Genomic DNA, 17,876 nt, shown 5'->3' with positions numbered 1-17,876 from the left:
AGGAAGGGGGCTTTTGGGTGGTGTTTGAAAAGTCGTTTTTCAAACCGTTTGCATATATTTTTGCATATATTCACAAATCCAACAGAAAAGGGGTTGCAGCGTAATTGCTGTAACCCCTTGTCATTCTTGGCGGAGAGGGTGGGATTCGAACCCACGTATGGTTTGACCCATAACTCGATTTCGAGTCGAGCGCGTTACGGCCGGACTTCGCTACCTCTCCTTTGGCTGTTGAAAAATGCACGATTGCGTCGTTGCTGCGAAAAAATCAGACCCTCGCGTATTAAGATACGCTTCGGTCCTGCTTTTTTCTTGCGCCTAGCACTCGCACATTTTTAAACAGCCAAAGCTATTTTAATTGTTGTGAGGGTGCATCGAGGACAATGCGTTTTCAATCAACAGTCGGCTAACGCCGATGTGGAAAGGGTATATAAACAGACTCGGCGCAACTGGCAAGACATTTTGCCGATCGCGCCGAAAAGTTTTGTTGAAAAGGGGAGAGGGCTAGTGATGGCCGCAGTCGTGATGGTTGCAGACAATGAGTTCATCCTTGATTTCACCGGCCAACCATTTTGCGGTGACTTCGTCGATCGGCCCGGAGCAACCGCGTACGACCTGAATCTTGTTGGCCTGAAGAATATTGACCGCGCCTTGGCCCATGTTGCCGGCGAGCATGACTTTTACGCCCTTGGAGGCCAGAATCGGGGCAATGTCGGATTTGCAACCGCAGCCTTCCGGGGAGTCCATGCGTTCTTTGCTGACAATGTTCTGATCATCATCCAGCGTGATTATAGTGTAATGGTTGCAATGGCCAAAATGATCGTCGATATTACCGTCACGGGTGGGGAGAGCTATTTTCATACTCGAATACTCCTAAAAAAGTTTGGTGGAGTACGGAGAATAAGACGAAAATCAGACTTGTAAAGTGGGGAGTTTATTTTCTGCGTTCCAGAAAAAATCTTTTGAGCAGGCCGCTACACTCTTCGCCCATGACGCCCTCGATGGTCCATATCTTGTGATTCGTGAAGGGCAGGGCGTGGCCGTCGAGATTGGAAACCAACGCTCCGGCCCGTGTGTCTCGTGCGGCAAAAATCACACCTTGTACACGGGCATGAATAAGCGCGCCGGTACACATAAGACACGGCTCCAGAGTGACAGCCATGATAGTGTTTGTTAAACGATAGTTTTTCAATCTATCCGCAGCTTTGCGCAGACAAAGGACTTCGGCGTGACCTGTCGGATCGTTGAGAGAAATAGGCTGGTTATGCGCGCTGGCGATAAGCGTGCCGTCCATGTCAAACAAGGCCGCACCAATGGGAGATTCTCCCACTTTAGCGGCCTTGCACGCCTCCTGAAACGCCACGTCCATAAATGAACGCCAGCTTGCGCCTTCAGGCGGTTCAGGAGGAATACGAATAGACATGAAAGTTCCGGCGATTATTGGTCGGCCAGATATTTTACACCGGCTTCGAGCATAGCCAAACCGAGCGGCATGTTGGGATCAGTGCCGCGCGTCCATGACGGATGGTTGGTGATGTGATTGTAAGCCTCGGGGTGGGGCATGAGTCCCAGAATACGGCCGGACGGATCGGTCAGGCCAGCGATACCCAGAGGAGAACCATTTGGATTATACGGATATTCCAATGTCGGTTCGCCGGTTTCAGGGTGTACATATTGAACAGCAATCAGGTTGTTGTCCTGAATGGCCTTGAATGTGTCGTCGTCCATGGGAATGATTTTGCCTTCACCGTGACGAATGGGAACATCGATCATGTCGATGCCTTTGGTGAATACGCACGGAGAAGCCGGGTTGGTTTTAAGGCGGACCCAACGATCTTCGAAACGGCCAGAGTCATTATAGGACAATGAAACCTGACGTTCAAAATATTTGCCACCGATAGCCGGAAGCAAACCAAGCTTGCATAAAAGTTGAAAGCCGTTGCAGATACCAAGAATAATACCGCCGTTATCAAAAAAAACTTTGAGCTGATCCAGAACCGGTTTGCCTTCGGCATCGTTTGACCAACGCCAGCGCAGTGCTGCGGCCTGAGCGGCTCCAAGGTCGTCGCCGTCGAGAAATCCGCCGGGACAGAGCAAATAATTATACTTATCCATGCGCACATGGCCTGCGGCAAGGTCGGAAAAGTAGGCGATATCGGCATTCTCTGCTCCCGCCTGCTTAAGTGCATAAGCGGATTCCTTTTCGCAGTTGGTACCGTATCCTGTGATGACAAGTGCATTGACGCGCGCCATGAAATTCTCCTCTTCGTATTGACTTTGTCGTACTACCTTGCATACTTTGCAAAGCAGTGCCGTGTTGGGCAAGGAACATACGTGTCCGATGCATGACAGTCAACATGGTCGACATAGAAGGTCGATCATAATATATTCATATAATTCAAGCAGAACCAAGGGGCTTTTTTCCGTATGAAAACCAAATTCATATTTATTACCGGTGGTGTTCTCTCTTCTCTGGGCAAAGGACTTGCTGCCGCATCCATCGGCGCACTCCTTCAAGCTCGAGGTTTGAAGGCAACAATCCAGAAACTCGACCCGTATATTAATGTCGATCCTGGCACCATGAATCCTTTCCAGCATGGTGAAGTATACGTCACTGATGACGGTGCAGAAACCGACCTCGATCTTGGTCACTACGAGCGTTATCTTGAAACGGCTTTGAGCCAGCAAAACAACTACACCTCCGGCTCCATCTACAACTCCGTTATTCAGAAAGAACGCCGTGGCGATTACTTGGGCGGTACCGTGCAGGTTATCCCGCACATTACCGACGCCATCAAGGAAGCAGTTATCAACCTGCCCAACGGCGAAGATGTTGCCCTGATCGAAATCGGCGGTACAGTCGGTGATATCGAAGGTCAGCCTTTCCTTGAAGCCATTCGTCAGCTCAAGAATGACCTGGGCAAGGAAAACGTCCTGTACATTCACCTGACACTGGTTCCCTATCTGAAGGCCGCTGGTGAGTTGAAGACCAAGCCCACGCAGCATTCTGTCAAGGAACTGCGCAGCATCGGTATCCAGCCGGATATCATCATCTGTCGCTCCGAGGTGATGCTTGAAGACCACCTCAAGCGTAAGATTGCCTTGTTCTGTGACGTTGACGAAGACGCTGTGTTTACCGGCGAAGATGTTTCCAACATTTACGAAGTCCCCTTGAAATTTTACGAACAGGGCGTTGATCAAAAGATCGCCATTTTGTTGAAGCTGCCAGCTCGCAACGCGGAACTTGCTCCGTGGGAAAATCTCGTCCACACGCTGAAAAACCCCAAGGGCTCCGTTAAAATTGGTATTATTGGCAAATATGTAGACCTGACCGAAGCATACAAGAGCCTGCATGAAGCTCTGGTGCACGGCGGTGTGGCCAACGAAGTTGACGTACAACTTGAGTACGTGAATTCCGAAAAGGTGAACGCCAAGAACGTTGATAAGAAACTGAAAGGTTTGGACGGCATTCTTGTACCCGGCGGCTTTGGTGCACGTGGTGTGGAAGGCAAGATTCTGGCCATTCAGTATGCACGTGAAAACAAGGTGCCGTTCTTCGGAATTTGTCTCGGCATGCAGTGTGCCTGCATTGAATTCGCCCGTAACGTGATTGGTTTGGAAGATGCAAATTCTGAAGAATTTGATAAAAATACTCCGAACAACATCATTTATCTGATGAAAGAATGGTACGACTTCCGCACCAAGAAGACCGAAACACGGTGTGAAGAATCGGAAAAGGGCGGCACCATGCGTCTTGGTTCTTACCCGTGTAAGCTCAAGAAGGGTACGGTCGCATACGAGGCTTACAAGACAGAGAAGATCGACGAGCGTCATCGTCATCGTTTTGAATACAACAATAAGTTTATCCCGCAGTTCGAGGAGCATGGCATGGTTTTGTCCGGCACAGCTCCTGATGAATCCCTCGTGGAAATCGTCGAACTGCCAGATCATCCTTGGTATCTGGGCTGTCAGTTCCACCCGGAATTCAAGTCCAATCCCATGAAGCCCCATCCGCTTTTCAGGGATTTCATCAAGGCAGCCAAGGACGAAAAGGGCAAGAAATAGCCTATGGCAGACCTTTATCAAGCAAGCAGGTCCGGTCCGTTTATTCTGGCCGGTCCCTGCGCCATTGAAAGTCGGGAAATAGTACTCCAGACGGCTGGCACTCTGGCCGAACTGGCTGCAAAGCTGGATATTCCGCTTGTCTTCAAAAGTTCTTTTGATAAGGCAAATCGGACTTCTGTGACGAGCTTTCGTGGTCCCGGCATGGAAAAGGGGTTGGAAATACTTGCTGAAGTAAAGAGAACTACGGGCTTGCCCGTGGTCACCGATATTCACCACCCGGAGCAGGCTGCTCCGGTTGGCGAAGTGGCGGATGTGCTTCAGATTCCGGCTTTCTTGTGTCGCCAGACTGATTTGCTTGTCGCTGCCGCTAAAACCGGCAGGGTTATCAATATCAAAAAAGGCCAGTTTCTGGCCCCCTGGGACATGAAAAACGCTGTGGAAAAGGTCCGAGCCTCCGGCAACGAGCAGGTCTGGTTGACCGAACGTGGTTCCACTTACGGATACAATAATCTCGTCGTGGACATGCGTTCCATCCCGCAAATGCAGGGCTTCGATGTCCCCGTAGTCATGGATGCCACTCATTCAGTTCAGTTACCAGGTGGGCTTGGTGGTATGTCCGACGGTCAACGTGAATATGTTCCAGTACTCGCTTCTGCCGCAGTCGCAGCGGGGGTCAACGGTGTATTCATGGAAGTACATCCCGATCCTGACAAGGCACTTTGTGATGGCCCGAACAGTCTCCCACTGGATAAAGTGGAGCCATTGCTTATTCGTCTGAAGGCGCTGTGGGAGTTGAATCGTGCCTGATAACACGACGAAGCTCGCACAAAACATCAAGCTGCTTGTTCTCGACGTGGACGGTGTCCTCACTGACGGCGGCCTGTATTATGGTGACGACGGGATTGTCATGAAACGTTTTCATGTTCAAGATGGTCTCGGTATAAAATTGGCACAAGCAGTAGGCCTCGAAATAGGTGTCATCACAGGATTAAACCAGAAGCCTGTCGAAAAGCGTATCCGAGAATTGGGTATTGCCCATTATTATGCTGGAAAGCACGACAAAGCACCGCTTTTTGAAGAGATATGCGAAAACGTTGGTGTATCTTTGTCTGAAGCCGCGTTTATGGGCGACGATTGGATTGATCTTGGTGTTATGAATGTGGCCGGATTAGCCATGAGTGTCCCCAATGGTGTGCCCGAAGTCATAGAGGCAGCAGACTGGATTTCCACTCGCAAGGGTGGGGACGGAGCCGTCAGAGAAGCCATCGCGTTTATCCTTGAAGCTCGTGGGCTCAAAGATAAAGCTTTAAAGCAGTGGGCAGAATGATGAAAAGGCGTCCGGCGCTGATGCTTGTTCTCATATTTGCCGTAGGTCTCGTTGTCGGGATTACGGTCAATTCTGTGTTCTTTGCTGATCCGATCATTGAACCGGATTCAACACAAAAGAGTAGTTCCAAATCGCGAAAACGTTTGCTTGAAGAAGCTGATGTTACAGCCGAGGATATTGAGCTCGTACAGGGCAAACAGGGTAACCTGTCATGGAAATTACTTGCAAAAACAGCAAAATACAATCAAGAACAAGGGCTTATCGGTGTTGAACGCCCTCAATTGACGGCTTATTTCGGTGAAGATCGTAAGGAAGTGTATGTCCGGGCAGACCGTGGCGAGGTTGATCAGGCCAATGATAACCTGACAATGTACGACGGCGTATCTGGTCGATTTGGTGACCTTGCCCTTGATGCCCAACAACTTGATTATGTTGGGGCGATTGATAAAGTATATCTCAAGGGCGGTGTGACTGTACGTCGTTCTGATATGACCATACAGGCCAAAGCGATAGAGATTGATCTTGTGACCCGTCAACTCGTGGCTGCCGGAGGTGTAACAGCATTGCTGGCCCCCGAGGGACTTAAAAAGAATCCATTGAATGAAGACGAGGAGTGAGTCTTTCATGAAGAATATATATGCGCTGACGACCTTGCTTCTGTTGGTCGTGTTAACTCTCCCTTCCGTGGTTATGGCCGAGGAATGGGGTGAAATTCGTGAGGCAACCGTTAATCTCAATGTTCGAGAGCGTCCTGACAAAGAGAGCGAACATATTCTCACCCTGGCAAAAGGCCAGCGGGTCAAGGTTGATTTTATCAAGAATGGGTGGGCAACAATTTTTAATCTGACAGAAGCCGATCGAGACCAGAGCAAGGCTATAGGCTATGCCAATGTGAAGTATCTCGAGTTGGTTGTCGTTCCCACTCCTGAACCTGTTTTAGTCCCTCCTGAAAAGACTTCGGTTCAGCCTGAGGCTGTTGCGAACGCCAAAAGTGGCGATGGTGAAGTCAAAGCGTCAGCGGCTGTTGCCCCTAAGGATGATCCTGCCAAAATCGGCATAGATCCGAGCCGAATGCCAGTAAAAATTTCGTCTGATCGTATGACATATGATGAATCCGGCAAGGTTGTTTCCTTTGTTGGGAATGTTGTCGCCGAACACGGTCAGTTAACTTTGTGGGCCAACAACTTGTCAGCGTATCTTTCTTCCAAGAGCGGTAAAAAGTTTACGGCAGACAGCGTTGACCGCATCATTGCGGAAGGGGATGTCAAAGCCCAAAAGGGGACAGCAGAAGGCACCTGTGGCAAACTGACATATTTTGTGAATGATCAGTTGTTACAAATGGAACAGAATCCATTGCTGCAAGATGGCCCCAATAGTTTGACCGGAGAAATTATCAAGTTCAACATCAAGGACAATCGTTCCGAAGTGGTGGGCGGAAAAGGCCAACGTGTCAAAGCGATTTTTATGACTCCCGGCAACATGAAGGTGCAATAAATGGCAGAAGGACTGCGAGCAGCAAACCTATCCAAACGATACGGCCAGAAAGAGGTCGTGCATGGCATCAGTCTGGAATTAAATCCCAAGGAAGTTGTCGGGCTGCTTGGCCCTAACGGTGCGGGCAAGACCACAACCTTTTATATGCTCGTCGGCATTGTCGAGCCAAATACTGGGAATGTGGCTTTGGATGGAGTAGATTTGACAGAAAAACCGCTTCATGAACGAGCTCGCATGGGAGTCAGCTATTTGCCGCAAGAGAGTTCCATTTTCCGAAAGCTGACAGTACGCCAGAATCTTGAAATCATTCTTGAGCAAACGTCCATGTCTACAAAACAGCAGAATGCTCGTGCTGATGAATTGATGGAAATGTTCACCATTACCAAGCTCGCAGATCAGGCTGCCATGTATCTGTCTGGTGGAGAACGACGGCGTCTTGAAATAGCCCGTGCGCTTATACTTGATCCTCAATTTATTCTTTTGGATGAACCCTTTGCCGGTATTGATCCTATTGCTGTTATCGACATTCAGGAGATCATTTCCGTGCTGAAAAGCATGGGGATTGGTATTTTGATTTCAGACCATAATGTTCGAGAAACACTCAATATTTGTGACAGAGCGTACCTCGTTTACGAAGGCAATGTCATTCTTGAGGGTTCCCCCGAAGAAATCGTTCAGAACAGTCGTGCCCGTCAAATTTATCTGGGTGAAGATTTCCGACTGTAAGTACTAATTACTTAACTTTCATGCATTCGCGATTTACAGGGTTCCTAAAGGTTGGTACACTTTTTTCATGCGACTTTCACAGTGCTATATCGTTAATAGTAACGGCATGTTATAACAATGTCCTTGCTTCGTTATCGCAGGTGTGACATACTCAAAACAGAATTATAAAGGTATGGCCGGAAAAGAATTCAAACCGGTAGTGTGAACGAGATCATATTAGCCTTTCGAGATATACATTATGGGATTGGAACTCAGACAACAACTCAAGCTTTCTCAACAACTGGTTATGACTCCACAGTTGCAGCAGGCAATAAAACTGCTGCAACTTTCACGTCTTGAGTTGCTTGAAACTGTTCAGCAAGAACTTATGGAAAATCCTTTTCTTGAAGAAAAGGAAACAGAAGCAGATGTTTCTGAACCTGCCGAAGTCCTTACTGAATCTCAAGCTGAGGAAGAACTGGTCCGCAATGCCGATTGGGAAAATTATCTCGGCGAATTTTCAAGCACTTCAAAGCAGGCGACCGGACGAGATTCAGAAATCCCGGAAGAGGGCATGTCCTTTGAGGCCCGCCTTGCTTCCAAGCCATCCCTTGAAGGGCACATCAATTGGCAGATGCGTCTTTCCAATTTTTCCGAACTCGAAATTGCTATTGGTGAAATAGTTCTCGGAAATGTTGATTCAAATGGGTATTTGCAAGCTTCTATCGAAGAGCTTCAATCAATGGTTCAGGCTTCGGATGCAGAAATTGAATCCACTATTAAGCGTATTCAGCGCCTCGATCCGGTAGGAATCGCCGCACGAGATCCACAAGAATGTTTGCTCGTTCAGATGGACGTTCTTGGCTATGATGATCCTATTCTTGTTTCATTAGTTACCGATCATCTGGAAGATCTGGAAAAGAATCGGTACAAGCCATTGGCCCGCAAGTTTAAGATTTCTATGGAAGAGCTCAAAGAATATCTGGACATGATGCAGACTCTTGATCCCATGCCCGGGACAAATTTTTCAAGTACTGAGCCTCATTACGTCAGTCCGGATGTCTTCGTTTATAAATATGGTGAAGATTTTGTCATCATCCTTAATGAAGATGGGTTACCTCGTTTGCAGATGAATGCTTTTTATATGGACTCCATGAAAGGTGCTGCCAATAAGGAAAAAGAATATTTTCAGGAAAAGATGCGATCTGCCGCATGGCTTATGAAAAGTCTGTACCAGCGTCAGAGAACATTGTATAAAGTAGTTGAGAGTATTGTCGGCTTTCAGAGAAACTTTTTTGAAGAAGGTGTGACAAAGCTCAAACCCCTGATCCTCAAGGAGGTAGCCGAGGACATTGAGATGCATGAATCCACGGTGAGCCGTATTACAACCAGTAAATATGTCTCAACTCCACATGGTATTTTTGAATTGAAGTTTTTCTTCAACTCAGCCTTGGATTTGAACGATGGTTCGCAGGTGGGTTCAGAGAGCGTCAAAGCGCTCATCAAGAGAATGATTGCAGATGAAGACACGAAAAAACCGCTCAGTGATGAACGGATAGGCGAAATACTTCAAGATGAACTTGATGTGAATATCGCTCGACGTACTGTCGCAAAATACCGTTCCGCCATGGGTATCCCGTCTTCATCAAAACGCAAGCAGTATTTTTAATCCTGTTTGCCGCACTCACAACCAGGAGGCAACGTATGAACATTAGCTTCACTTTCAAGAACTTTGAGCCGTCCGATCATCTCAAGGGATACGCTAAGAAGCGTTTTGAAAAAGTAGCAAGATACGTTTCCGATTCGGAGGCCGATCTCCAGGTAAATCTGTTGGTCGACAAATTTCGCCATAAGGCGGACGTTCTTTTGAATTCGGATCGCATTCACATATCGGCCTATGAGGCTTCTGAAGATATGTATTCCACCATTGATATGGTGCTGGACAAGCTGGAAGCCCAGTTGCGCAAAATGCGTGAGAAAATGAAGAGCCGTTCAAAGCAGGGGCGTGGCAACAAGATGGTACAGATGAATGTATTATCCTATGAAGATCTGCCCAGTGAATCTGAGCCCACTATAGTTGGCACTGATGAGTATGTACCGAAACCAATGTCCGTTGATGAAGCTGCCATGCAGCTTGATTCTCTTGAGAATGAATTCTTGGTGTTCCGTAACGCCGAAACCGAAGGCGTTAATGTTATCTATAAAAGAAAAAATGGCGATTACGGCCTGATTGATCCTGGATACTAAAAATGAAACTTGGTGATTACCTGGCGAAGGACTTTGTCCTTCCCGAACTTCTGTCCGAAAACAAATCGGACACACTGAAAGAACTTATCGCCCCGTTAGGGGTTAAATATCCAGAGATGGACACGGACCTCGCGGTCCGTGTCCTTCTCGACCGTGAACAACTGGGAACCACCGGAATTGGTGACGGCATAGCTATCCCTCACGGTAAATTGGAGAATCTGGAAAAGGTTATTGTTCTCGTGGGTCGAAGTTTTAAGGGGATCGAATTTGATGCCCTTGACCAAAAGCCTTGCTTCATCTTTTTTCTCGTGCTGGCACCGGAGCAGGCGGCTGGGTTGCATTTGCGTATATTGGCCCAAATTTCCCGATTGTTGAAAGATAAAACCTTTCGTCAATCCTTACTTGAAGCTGACGGTTCCGAGGAGTTGTGGGGGCTTCTCAAAAGTGTATAATAATTTGAGGATATTTCTGTGACGCCTTCCAATTCTTTTCCCGTAGTCATTGTGACCGGGCTTTCCGGTTCTGGAAAAAGCACAGCCCTCAATGTTTTTGAGGATCTGGGTTTTTTCTGTATTGACGGCTTGCCTTCTGAGATGTCGCCTAAAATTGCGGACCTTATTTTAAAATTTGATTCCCAATATCGAGGGCTGGCCCTTGGCATGGATTTGCGGCAACTCGAATTTGTGGATGGTTGGGGGCAGGCTTTACGGGATTTTCATGAATTAGGAATTACCCCTCAGGTTTTATTTCTTGAAGCACGGATGAATGAACTTGTCCGGCGTTATGCCACAACTCGTCGGCCACATCCTCTGGAAAGCAAGAACCTTGGCCTGGAACAGGCGCTTGAACAGGAAAAGGAACTCCTAGATCCTGTCCGAAACGGTGCCGCTTTGGTGCTTGATACAACAAATTATTCTATCCACGATCTTCGACGCGTAATTCAGACCAAATGGTCTGCCATTGAAGAAGTAGGCCGTGGCATGCGAGTACATCTCATTTCGTTTGGCTTCAAATACGGTGTCCCGTCAGAAGCTGATTTAGTTTTTGATCTACGATTTTTGCCTAATCCTTATTTTGACGAAAAACTCAGGTCACTTTCCGGTATGGATGAATCCATTGCCCAGTATGTTCTTGGCAGTGGTGTTGGCAATGAATTTGAAAGACGTTTCCTCGACTTTTTGAGCTACATGCTCCCTTTGTACGCCGATGAAGGGCGATACCGGATTACCTTGGCACTTGGGTGTACTGGTGGCCGGCATCGGTCGGTTTCAGTGGGAGAGTCCGTACTGGCGACCCTGAAGAAAAAAGGGTATACTGTTTCGATTGAACATCGACATATGGAACTTGGATAAAGAATGGCTTTAAAGTCTGATAAAAAAGATGCAATGGTTGGCATCGTCTTGGTAACCCACGGTACGTTCGGGGATACTTTGCTTGATGCGGCAAAAATGGTCATGGGCAAACAAGAGAATTGTTTGGCTGTGGGGATTGATGTCGATAAAAGTGTGGATGAAACCATGGAGGCCGTCAGAAAGGCTATACAGACCGTGGAAAACGGAAAGGGCGTTGTCGCTCTTACGGATCTGTTTGGTGGTTCACCCACCACTATGAGTCTTTCTCTTATGAAATCTGAGAATCTTGAAGTCATTACAGGCGTCAATCTGCCAATGTTGGTAGCAACCCTGCAATCGCGCAAAATGAATTTGAATGCTCTGGCCGAAAAGGCGAAAACTGCAGGACGGCAGGGCATCAAGGTCGCGGGCGCAATGCTTCGAAAAAAAACGAAGAAATAGGGTGATGCCGTGATTCTTGTTCGTATTGACAACCGCTTGATTCACGGCCAGATTATTGAGACATGGCTTCCCTATACGAGTGCGAATCAGATCATTGTCGCCAATGATGAATTATCACACGATATTCTACAGCAAGAAATAATGTCGCTAGCCATTCCGCAAACTGTGGACAGTTCTTTTGTCAGTGTGGATGCTCTCCACGATGCCATCAATCAAATTGGATCCAACGGAGAACATATTATTGTTCTTTTCTCTAATTGTGCAGATGCAAAAAGAGCTTATGAAGCCGGATTTGATTTTGACATGCTGAATATAGGCAACGTCCATTATAGCCCTGGTAAAAAACAAATTTCTCCAAGTGTCGCATTATCAGATGAGGACGAGAATTGTCTCAAACTTCTCAATCGAAAAGGTGTAAAACTTGATTTCAGGTGTGTTCCCAATGACCCGGTTCAGGTGAGGTTTGAGTCATGATTGTTCACAACCCATTTGTATGGTTTGCCATGGTCGCTTTTTTTTTGCCCTGTTTTCTCTGTTTAGGTATTCAATCAGTATAGGACTTCTTGAACGTCCACTCGTCATAGGCCTTTTTTGGGGGGCCTTTAGTGGCGATTATACAACCAGCCTTTACATCGCAATCTTTTTTGAGCTCCTGTGGCTCGATCTCATACCTGTCGGAACATTCATCCCGCCACATTTGACAGCTGCTACTTTTTCAGCACTTTCTCTGACAACATTTTTTGGTCTGGAGCATCCAGCTCGGATAATGGGCGTCCTTTTTGCCAGCATGCCACTCGCATGGCTTGGTGCCAGGGTTGAAATGATGATTCGTGATCAGGAGCAGGGGAGTTATAATCGATTGTTGAATTGGGCACGTAATCCTGAAACACACAATCTACCTGCAACATTGATTATGAAATCCATGGCACGTACTTTTGTCATGTCTGGTTTGTCCTTTTTTATCGCCATTCTTGTCATCAAACAATGTATGCAACTTATTTTTTCTGTATATCCAGGTTTTCTCACATCCATTGATATCACATGGGCACACTTGTGGGTTGCAGCCACTCTTGGTGGATTAATGGCTCTTCGAGTGAAACGGGCGTATGCCGTCTTGACTACTGGAATAAGTCTTTTTGTCCTTTTCTTAGTTTGGAGCCGTTTTTAGCTTGGCAGTCCGGGTAGGTTGTGATATTCGTCACATTCTATTTTCGAGGCAAATTTCCTTATTAAAGGACAATTCAATTAGGAGGACTTGATATGGCTATTTTGGTTGTTGGACACAAAAACCCCGATACCGACACTGTCGCTTCCGCGATTGCTGCCGCTGATCTGTACTCAAAACGTGGCATGGAAGCCAAAGCTATCACCCAGGGCGAAATCGCTCCTGAGTCTGTTTTCGTTCTCGAAAAGTTCGGCGTTGCCGCTCCCGAGATCGTTACCGATGCTACTGATCAGCAGATTATTCTGGTTGACCACACTGACATTTCTCAGACCATCGACAATCTGGATAAGGGTGAACTCCTTGCCGTCGTCGACCATCACAAGCTGGGTGACATCACCACTTCCGGTCCGCTGGAAATGTGGGTTTGGCCCGTGGGCTGTACCGGTACTGTTCTGAAGAACATGTATGATTTCTACAATGTAGAAATGCCTGCGAACATCGCTGGTATCCTGCTGTGTGCCATCTTGAGCGACACTGTCATGTTCAAGTCCGTCACCTGCACCGATGCTGACAAGGAAGCTGTCGCAGCTCTGGCCAAAATCGCTGGTGTTGACGATGTCATGGCTCTGGGCATGGAAATGTTCAAGGTCAAATCCGCTGTCGACGGCGCAAGCCCGAGCGAGTTGGTTTTCCGTGACTACAAAGATTTCGATATGAATGGCAACAAGGTTGGCATTGGCCAGCTGGAAGTTGTTGATCTGTCCATGTTGGATGCTCACAAGGAAGCTCTTCAGGCTGAAATCGAAAAAGTCAAAGCAGACGGTCGTCACTCTGTCTTCCTGCTCTTGACTGATATCATGAAAGAAGGTTCCGAGATGCTCATCGCTTCCGACGACATTTCTGTTGTCGAGAAAGCCTTTGGCATTGCTCCCGAAGGTTCCTCTGTATATCTCGACGGCGTGATGAGCCGTAAGAAACAGGTTGCCCCCAACTTCATTAAGGCCTTCGAAGGCTAGTTGAAGCGATCTGATTGAAGCGCAAAGTATGGGCCCGTCAGCGTTGTGCTGACGGGCCTTTTTCATGTCTAATGGATTGATTGTGCAATAATTCACATTAGTGAGTAATTCTCCCATATATACTTGTTTCAACGAAGGGTGTATTAAATTCATATGCAGAATTGTTTGAGGAAAAGAGAAGGCAGCAGGGTTGCATTGTGCCTGATGCGATGTTTTCTTTACATCGTAGCCTTTTGCATTGCATCATCAGTTCTCTATGCTGTGGCTGATACGAGCAAAAAAACAATTCTCTGTGGTGTAGCTAAAGGTTTCCCTCCGTATCAATACCAAGCCGAAAACTTAGCACCGACTGGATTGGATGTGGAGATTATACGGAATGTTGCTACTCGCATGGGAAAGACTATCGTTTTTCAACAGTTACCATGGGATAAGGTCATAACGAGCTTACGGTTGGGGAGAATTGATTGTATTGCCGGAATAGAGATTAATAAAAAACGAGAAACATTTTTTGATTTTACTACTCCATATTATATGAGGAAAGTGGTGGTTTTCGTTCGAGAGGATAACACCAACATTCAAACGATTCATGATTTACGATGGCAAGTTGTTGCTGGCGATAGGCATTCTTTCGTGGAGGAGTATTTTAATCAGATAGGTCTAAGAAGTCAGATTCGTTTATATCAGACTGACAGCAAAGAGACTTCTATGCTGTTATTGCAGCAAAAGACGATTGTGGCTGTTATTGCGCCTCTTGAAGTAGGTTTGTATTTAGCCCAAAAGCATCATGTGAAAATTAAAATACTCGATAATTTAGATCCAGGATCTCCTGTAGGCATTGCTGTTGCCAAAGGGAATACAAAGTTGCTCAAACAAATAGAGATTTCTTTACAAAAATTGAAACAAGAAGGCACTATAGATTCAATCGTTGCCAAATGGCGATCTCCTAAAAAATAATATTTTTAATGAATAAAAAAAGGGCGACCAAATGGTCGCCCTTTTCAGGAGATGACGAAAAAAGCCCCGGCTAAACAGCAGGGGCTTTCAAAATTACAATATACCGGCGGTTTTAAGCACGGATTTCAATTTGGGTTTGTTCTCATCCTGCAGGGGAACGATAGGCAGACGGAACTGTGCATCTTTAAAAATACCCATTATGGACAGGGACGTTTTGACAGGAATAGGATTGGTTTCCATGAACATGGCACGGTTGACCGGAGCCATTTTCAAACTCAAATCCAAAGCGGTTTCATGATCCTTGTTAAAAAATGCCTTGCACATGTCGCTCATCGCTTTGGGCATGATGTTGGAAACAACGGATATTACACCTACACCGCCGACTGCAAGTAAGGGGAGGACTGTGAAGTCGTCACCAGACAGCAGATTGAAATTTTTACCACATTGCTCGATGACTTGAGCGGCTTGATTCAGGTCCCCGGTTGCTTCTTTGACAGCAACAGTCTCAGGAACTGCATCCACAATCATCTTGAGGTGAGCAGGAAGCAAATTCAAACCGGTTCGTCCAGGCACGTTGTAAATAACGAAAGGCATGGAGACTTCTGCAGCAATGGCTTTGAAGTGTTCTACCAATCCGCCAGGCGTGGGTTTGTTGTAATATGGAGTTATTTGTAGAGCTGCATCTGCTCCGGCGTCTTTGGCCATCTGGGTCAATGCGATGGCTTCTTTTGTGGAGTTGGAACCGGCACCGGCTACTACCTGTACACGGCCTTTAGCCTGCTCCACACAAATTTTGATGACCCGTCCCTGTTCTTCATGAGTCAATGTTGCGGCTTCGCCAGTGGTACCACATGGTACCAGCCCGTCAATTCCCTGTTCAATTTGCCACTCGATAAAATCACGATATGCGGTTTCATCAATTTCCCCGTTTGCAAACGGGGTTGAGAGGGCGGTATAGGCTCCTCTAAATTCCATAGTCATCTCCTTCTAGTTTCTATGAAAACGGATGCAAGCCACTATTGTAATACAGCGGCCACCTCCGGGTTGTCCTTATAGGTATCGTTCAATCCTATTGAAGACGTGTTATAATTCTTCGAGACTGTCCAGGCAAACGAATTCTTTCGATCAGGCCATTCGTATATTTGTATCTCGCAAATACTCCGTCCTTTGTCATAAGAACGAACCCAGATACAACGATCATCGGCCAAAACCCGACCATTCAGCCCAGACCCTCGTCCGCTTCCTAAAAGAAGATCAGGAACGGTTTTGGGATTTTTCATCAAGTATTCATTTTCACCAAGCCAACCCCATCCTGACAGTCCGACAACAAGACGAACTTTATTCCGTAATAATTTGATCTGTCGTCCAATGCGTGAAATCAGTTCAGGCTCTGGTATATCGTTACCTTGGTCTAAGGGAGGAAATCGAACAAATCCTATTTTATCACCATTTTGGGTTGTTAAAATTGTGATCGGAACTTCTTCAGAAGTTTTTTGCCACGACCCTACAACTGCTTGAGCTTGTTTTAAAGCCTTGGCTTCTTCCTTGGGGATGAAGCCAAGATCATAGCCCATAAGGTTATATGCCTTGATTAAAGATTGCAGCACGTCTGGGGCAGGAAGTTTGCTTTGTGGACGCATAAATTCCCACCCACCGGAAACCACAAGTCGTGGTGCCGATGTTTTATGGACGTCAAAAAAATACGTGGCCCGCCGGGCCACGCCACCAAGGGTTTTACCACCTCATGATGGACATGGACGCACCGTGCCATACGTATTTGCCGAATAAAGAAGAGTCAGGACCGGCTCTTTCGCCCACGCGTTAGTGCAGGCGAATAGCCAGACCGCCAAAAAAAGGCAGTATGAAAACCGTTTCATCCTACTGGTTGATGAATTCTTTCAATTCTTTACCAGGACGGAAGAAGGGAAGTTTTTTGGGTTTAACCTGAACAACTGTCCCAGTCTTGGGATTGCGTCCGGTGTAACCTTCGTAGTCTTTGATTTTAAAGCTGCCAAAACCTCTGATTTCGACACGGTCGCCGCGACGAAGGGCTTCCTTGACGGAATCGACGAAAGCTCCGACCACTTTGGTGGCCTCGTCAACGTGCATTTTCTTTTGTTCGGACAGAGCCTTGATCAATTCGCTTTTATTCATGGTTTCCCCCTGAAACATTGCTTGAATCGTAGCGCCATCAAATGGCTCTACGAAGAAATGGAAATGAAGTCATTCTCCAAAATTCTCACTAACTATGCCGAAAAATGGCTCTTTTCGTCAACCCTTTATTTCTATTTTCATCAGGATGGAAAATTTTTTAAAATTGGACGTCCGGCAATCCGCTCAATATTGTCTTCTCGGTACCGCATTATTTTCCGTGCAAGCGCTCTAATATCCTTGCTGGCCGTGGCTTTTGGGGCATATTTCATGAGTGGCGTTTGACGACGTACCGATTCAACAAGTGTCGAGTCTTGATGAACAAATCCAAGATTTCGTAATTCAATATTCAGAAAATTTTTGCATGCAGCAGATAATCTGTCGAATGTTTGATTCGCTTCTTGCGCACTGAGGGCCTGGTTCACGACCACCAGATAATCTTTAATTCCATACTGTGTGGTCAAGACCTTGATCACGGCATAGCTGTCAGTCAATGACGTTGGTTCTGGAGTGACAACGACAACCCGAAGCTGGGACAGGGCAGCCAAAGAGAGAACCGTCGGACTGATGCCAGCTCCGAGGTCGAGCATGAGGTAATCATACTGCCCGGCGATAGTAATAAGCTTTTTAAAGAGAATATCCTGAATATCTTCGTCCATTTCGACCAATTCAGGCACGCCGCTTGTGGCCGGAAGCATATCAAAACCTGGCTCGATCGAGACAAGGACATCTTCAGCTGCTACTCCTGTCTGCAAAAGGTCGTGCAAATTCTTTTCTGGTGAAATGCCGAGCAGTACATCAAGGTTTGCCAGCCCGAGGTCACAATCCATGAGTATGGATTTTGCTTCAGCCTGCTGCAAAGCGTATCCTAGATTGAGAACTATATTGGTTTTACCCACGCCGCCTTTACCGCTCATTATGGCAAGGCTGAGTGTCTTGTTTTTGTTCATGGCCTGTCTCCG

Annotated in this window: 22 protein-coding genes and 1 tRNA gene; 15 read left to right on the top strand and 8 right to left on the bottom strand. The window is 46.7% G+C overall.

Annotated elements, in window-relative coordinates; genetic code table 11:
• Positions 1 to 127 precede the first annotated feature (127 nt).
• From SYK_RS03380 to SYK_RS03365, 4 genes are all read right to left on the bottom strand, one after another.
• Positions 128 to 220: transfer RNA gene (locus SYK_RS03380), tRNA-Ser, on the bottom strand.
• Between the two features lie 281 nt (positions 221 to 501).
• A complete protein-coding gene (locus SYK_RS03375) occupies positions 502 to 858 on the bottom strand; it encodes a NifB/NifX family molybdenum-iron cluster-binding protein (RefSeq protein ID WP_281762208.1) in 357 nt (118 codons plus the stop codon).
• A gap of 73 nt (positions 859 to 931) precedes the next feature.
• Positions 932 to 1,420 carry a nucleoside deaminase gene (locus SYK_RS03370; protein WP_281762207.1) on the bottom strand — a complete coding sequence of 163 codons (489 nt, stop codon included), beginning with the start codon at positions 1,418 to 1,420 and terminating at the stop codon, positions 932 to 934.
• 14 nt (positions 1,421 to 1,434) lie between these two features.
• Positions 1,435 to 2,250, bottom strand: a complete 816-nt coding sequence (locus SYK_RS03365) for a phosphoribosylformylglycinamidine synthase subunit PurQ (RefSeq protein ID WP_281762206.1) — start codon at positions 2,248 to 2,250, stop codon at positions 1,435 to 1,437.
• A gap of 174 nt (positions 2,251 to 2,424) precedes the next feature.
• Between SYK_RS03365 and pyrG the strand changes: the two genes are divergently transcribed.
• The 15 genes from pyrG (at position 2,425) to SYK_RS03290 (ending at position 14,763) form a co-directional block, all read left to right on the top strand.
• Complete coding sequence (gene pyrG, locus SYK_RS03360; RefSeq protein WP_281762205.1) at positions 2,425 to 4,062, top strand: CTP synthase; 1,638 nt, start codon at positions 2,425 to 2,427, stop codon at positions 4,060 to 4,062.
• Between the two features lie 3 nt (positions 4,063 to 4,065).
• The gene (gene kdsA / locus SYK_RS03355; protein ID WP_281762204.1) at positions 4,066 to 4,869 is read left to right on the top strand and encodes a 3-deoxy-8-phosphooctulonate synthase; all 804 of its coding nucleotides are present in this window, start codon (positions 4,066 to 4,068) and stop codon (positions 4,867 to 4,869) included.
• The gene (locus tag SYK_RS03350; protein WP_281762203.1) at positions 4,862 to 5,389 is read left to right on the top strand and encodes a KdsC family phosphatase; all 528 of its coding nucleotides are present in this window, start codon (positions 4,862 to 4,864) and stop codon (positions 5,387 to 5,389) included. The genes kdsA and SYK_RS03350 overlap by 8 nt, the downstream gene beginning before the upstream one ends.
• Positions 5,386 to 6,006: an LPS export ABC transporter periplasmic protein LptC gene (gene lptC, locus SYK_RS03345; RefSeq protein ID WP_281762202.1), complete on the top strand. Its 621-nt coding sequence runs from the start codon at positions 5,386 to 5,388 to the stop codon at positions 6,004 to 6,006. Before SYK_RS03350 ends, lptC begins: the two co-directional genes overlap by 4 nt.
• 7 nt (positions 6,007 to 6,013) lie before the next feature.
• Positions 6,014 to 6,883: a lipopolysaccharide transport periplasmic protein LptA gene (gene lptA, locus SYK_RS03340; RefSeq protein WP_281762201.1), complete on the top strand. Its 870-nt coding sequence runs from the start codon at positions 6,014 to 6,016 to the stop codon at positions 6,881 to 6,883.
• Positions 6,884 to 7,609 (top strand): LPS export ABC transporter ATP-binding protein, encoded by a 726-nt coding sequence (lptB, locus tag SYK_RS03335; protein WP_281762200.1) that lies wholly within the window; start codon positions 6,884 to 6,886, stop codon positions 7,607 to 7,609.
• A gap of 238 nt (positions 7,610 to 7,847) precedes the next feature.
• Positions 7,848 to 9,257, top strand: coding sequence for an RNA polymerase factor sigma-54 (gene rpoN / locus SYK_RS03330; protein WP_281762199.1), 1,410 nt, complete (start codon positions 7,848 to 7,850; stop codon positions 9,255 to 9,257).
• 35 nt (positions 9,258 to 9,292) lie between these two features.
• The gene (gene hpf / locus SYK_RS03325) at positions 9,293 to 9,835 is read left to right on the top strand and encodes a ribosome hibernation-promoting factor, HPF/YfiA family (RefSeq protein WP_281762198.1); all 543 of its coding nucleotides are present in this window, start codon (positions 9,293 to 9,295) and stop codon (positions 9,833 to 9,835) included.
• A gap of 2 nt (positions 9,836 to 9,837) precedes the next feature.
• Positions 9,838 to 10,287, top strand: coding sequence for a PTS sugar transporter subunit IIA (locus SYK_RS03320; protein WP_281762197.1), 450 nt, complete (start codon positions 9,838 to 9,840; stop codon positions 10,285 to 10,287).
• A gap of 18 nt (positions 10,288 to 10,305) precedes the next feature.
• Positions 10,306 to 11,187, top strand: a complete 882-nt coding sequence (rapZ, locus tag SYK_RS03315; RefSeq protein ID WP_281762196.1) for an RNase adapter RapZ — start codon at positions 10,306 to 10,308, stop codon at positions 11,185 to 11,187.
• 3 nt (positions 11,188 to 11,190) lie between these two features.
• Positions 11,191 to 11,628 carry a PTS sugar transporter subunit IIA gene (locus tag SYK_RS03310; RefSeq protein ID WP_281762195.1) on the top strand — a complete coding sequence of 146 codons (438 nt, stop codon included), beginning with the start codon at positions 11,191 to 11,193 and terminating at the stop codon, positions 11,626 to 11,628.
• A gap of 9 nt (positions 11,629 to 11,637) precedes the next feature.
• On the top strand, positions 11,638 to 12,102 hold the full coding sequence (locus tag SYK_RS03305) for a PTS sugar transporter subunit IIB (RefSeq protein ID WP_281762194.1): 465 nt from the start codon (positions 11,638 to 11,640) through the stop codon (positions 12,100 to 12,102).
• Between the two features lie 19 nt (positions 12,103 to 12,121).
• A complete protein-coding gene (locus SYK_RS03300; RefSeq protein WP_281762193.1) occupies positions 12,122 to 12,796 on the top strand; it encodes a PTS sugar transporter subunit IIC in 675 nt (224 codons plus the stop codon).
• A gap of 92 nt (positions 12,797 to 12,888) precedes the next feature.
• The gene (locus SYK_RS03295) at positions 12,889 to 13,809 is read left to right on the top strand and encodes a manganese-dependent inorganic pyrophosphatase (RefSeq protein WP_281762192.1); all 921 of its coding nucleotides are present in this window, start codon (positions 12,889 to 12,891) and stop codon (positions 13,807 to 13,809) included.
• A gap of 261 nt (positions 13,810 to 14,070) precedes the next feature.
• Positions 14,071 to 14,763 (top strand): transporter substrate-binding domain-containing protein, encoded by a 693-nt coding sequence (locus tag SYK_RS03290; RefSeq protein ID WP_281762191.1) that lies wholly within the window; start codon positions 14,071 to 14,073, stop codon positions 14,761 to 14,763.
• Between the two features lie 93 nt (positions 14,764 to 14,856).
• Here SYK_RS03290 and dapA read toward each other — a convergent pair whose 3' ends face one another.
• The 4 genes from dapA to SYK_RS03270 all read right to left on the bottom strand — a co-directional run bounded on the left by dapA (position 14,857) and on the right by SYK_RS03270 (position 17,864).
• Entirely contained in the window at positions 14,857 to 15,738 is an 882-nt protein-coding gene (gene dapA / locus SYK_RS03285; protein WP_281762190.1) for a 4-hydroxy-tetrahydrodipicolinate synthase, read from the bottom strand.
• Positions 15,739 to 15,779: 41 nt separating this feature from the next.
• Positions 15,780 to 16,640 (bottom strand): UshA-like (seleno)protein family 2, encoded by an 861-nt coding sequence (locus SYK_RS03280; protein WP_431194118.1) that lies wholly within the window; start codon positions 16,638 to 16,640, stop codon positions 15,780 to 15,782.
• A 1-nt stretch (position 16,641) separates the two neighbouring features.
• On the bottom strand, positions 16,642 to 16,935 hold the full coding sequence (locus SYK_RS03275; RefSeq protein ID WP_281762188.1) for an HU family DNA-binding protein: 294 nt from the start codon (positions 16,933 to 16,935) through the stop codon (positions 16,642 to 16,644).
• Between the two features lie 122 nt (positions 16,936 to 17,057).
• Positions 17,058 to 17,864: a MinD/ParA family protein gene (locus SYK_RS03270; RefSeq protein WP_281762187.1), complete on the bottom strand. Its 807-nt coding sequence runs from the start codon at positions 17,862 to 17,864 to the stop codon at positions 17,058 to 17,060.
• Between the last annotated feature and the right edge of the window lie 12 nt (positions 17,865 to 17,876).

This window comes from Pseudodesulfovibrio nedwellii, assembly GCF_027923765.1.
In the GTDB taxonomy this organism is placed as follows: domain Bacteria; phylum Desulfobacterota; class Desulfovibrionia; order Desulfovibrionales; family Desulfovibrionaceae; genus Pseudodesulfovibrio; species Pseudodesulfovibrio nedwellii.
This window is presented reverse-complemented; position numbering and strand designations above follow the sequence as displayed.

Bases quoted from the DNA above. Each gene is read 5' to 3' on its own strand.
- SYK_RS03375 (WP_281762208.1), bottom strand. From the start codon at position 858: ATGAAAATAGCTCTCCCCACCCGTGACGGTAATATCGACGATCATTTT.
- SYK_RS03370 (WP_281762207.1), bottom strand. From the start codon at position 1,420: ATGTCTATTCGTATTCCTCCTGAACCGCCTGAAGGCGCAAGCTGGCGT.
- SYK_RS03365 (WP_281762206.1), bottom strand. From the start codon at position 2,250: ATGGCGCGCGTCAATGCACTTGTCATCACAGGATACGGTACCAACTGC.
- pyrG (WP_281762205.1), top strand. From the start codon at position 2,425: ATGAAAACCAAATTCATATTTATTACCGGTGGTGTTCTCTCTTCTCTG.
- kdsA (WP_281762204.1), top strand. From the start codon at position 4,066: ATGGCAGACCTTTATCAAGCAAGCAGGTCCGGTCCGTTTATTCTGGCC.
- lptC (WP_281762202.1), top strand. From the start codon at position 5,386: ATGATGAAAAGGCGTCCGGCGCTGATGCTTGTTCTCATATTTGCCGTA.
- lptA (WP_281762201.1), top strand. From the start codon at position 6,014: ATGAAGAATATATATGCGCTGACGACCTTGCTTCTGTTGGTCGTGTTA.
- lptB (WP_281762200.1), top strand. From the start codon at position 6,884: ATGGCAGAAGGACTGCGAGCAGCAAACCTATCCAAACGATACGGCCAG.
- rpoN (WP_281762199.1), top strand. From the start codon at position 7,848: ATGGGATTGGAACTCAGACAACAACTCAAGCTTTCTCAACAACTGGTT.
- hpf (WP_281762198.1), top strand. From the start codon at position 9,293: ATGAACATTAGCTTCACTTTCAAGAACTTTGAGCCGTCCGATCATCTC.
- SYK_RS03320 (WP_281762197.1), top strand. From the start codon at position 9,838: ATGAAACTTGGTGATTACCTGGCGAAGGACTTTGTCCTTCCCGAACTT.
- SYK_RS03310 (WP_281762195.1), top strand. From the start codon at position 11,191: ATGGCTTTAAAGTCTGATAAAAAAGATGCAATGGTTGGCATCGTCTTG.
- SYK_RS03300 (WP_281762193.1), top strand. From the start codon at position 12,122: ATGGTTTGCCATGGTCGCTTTTTTTTTGCCCTGTTTTCTCTGTTTAGG.
- SYK_RS03295 (WP_281762192.1), top strand. From the start codon at position 12,889: ATGGCTATTTTGGTTGTTGGACACAAAAACCCCGATACCGACACTGTC.
- dapA (WP_281762190.1), bottom strand. From the start codon at position 15,738: ATGGAATTTAGAGGAGCCTATACCGCCCTCTCAACCCCGTTTGCAAAC.
- SYK_RS03275 (WP_281762188.1), bottom strand. From the start codon at position 16,935: ATGTTTCAGGGGGAAACCATGAATAAAAGCGAATTGATCAAGGCTCTG.
- SYK_RS03270 (WP_281762187.1), bottom strand. From the start codon at position 17,864: ATGAACAAAAACAAGACACTCAGCCTTGCCATAATGAGCGGTAAAGGC.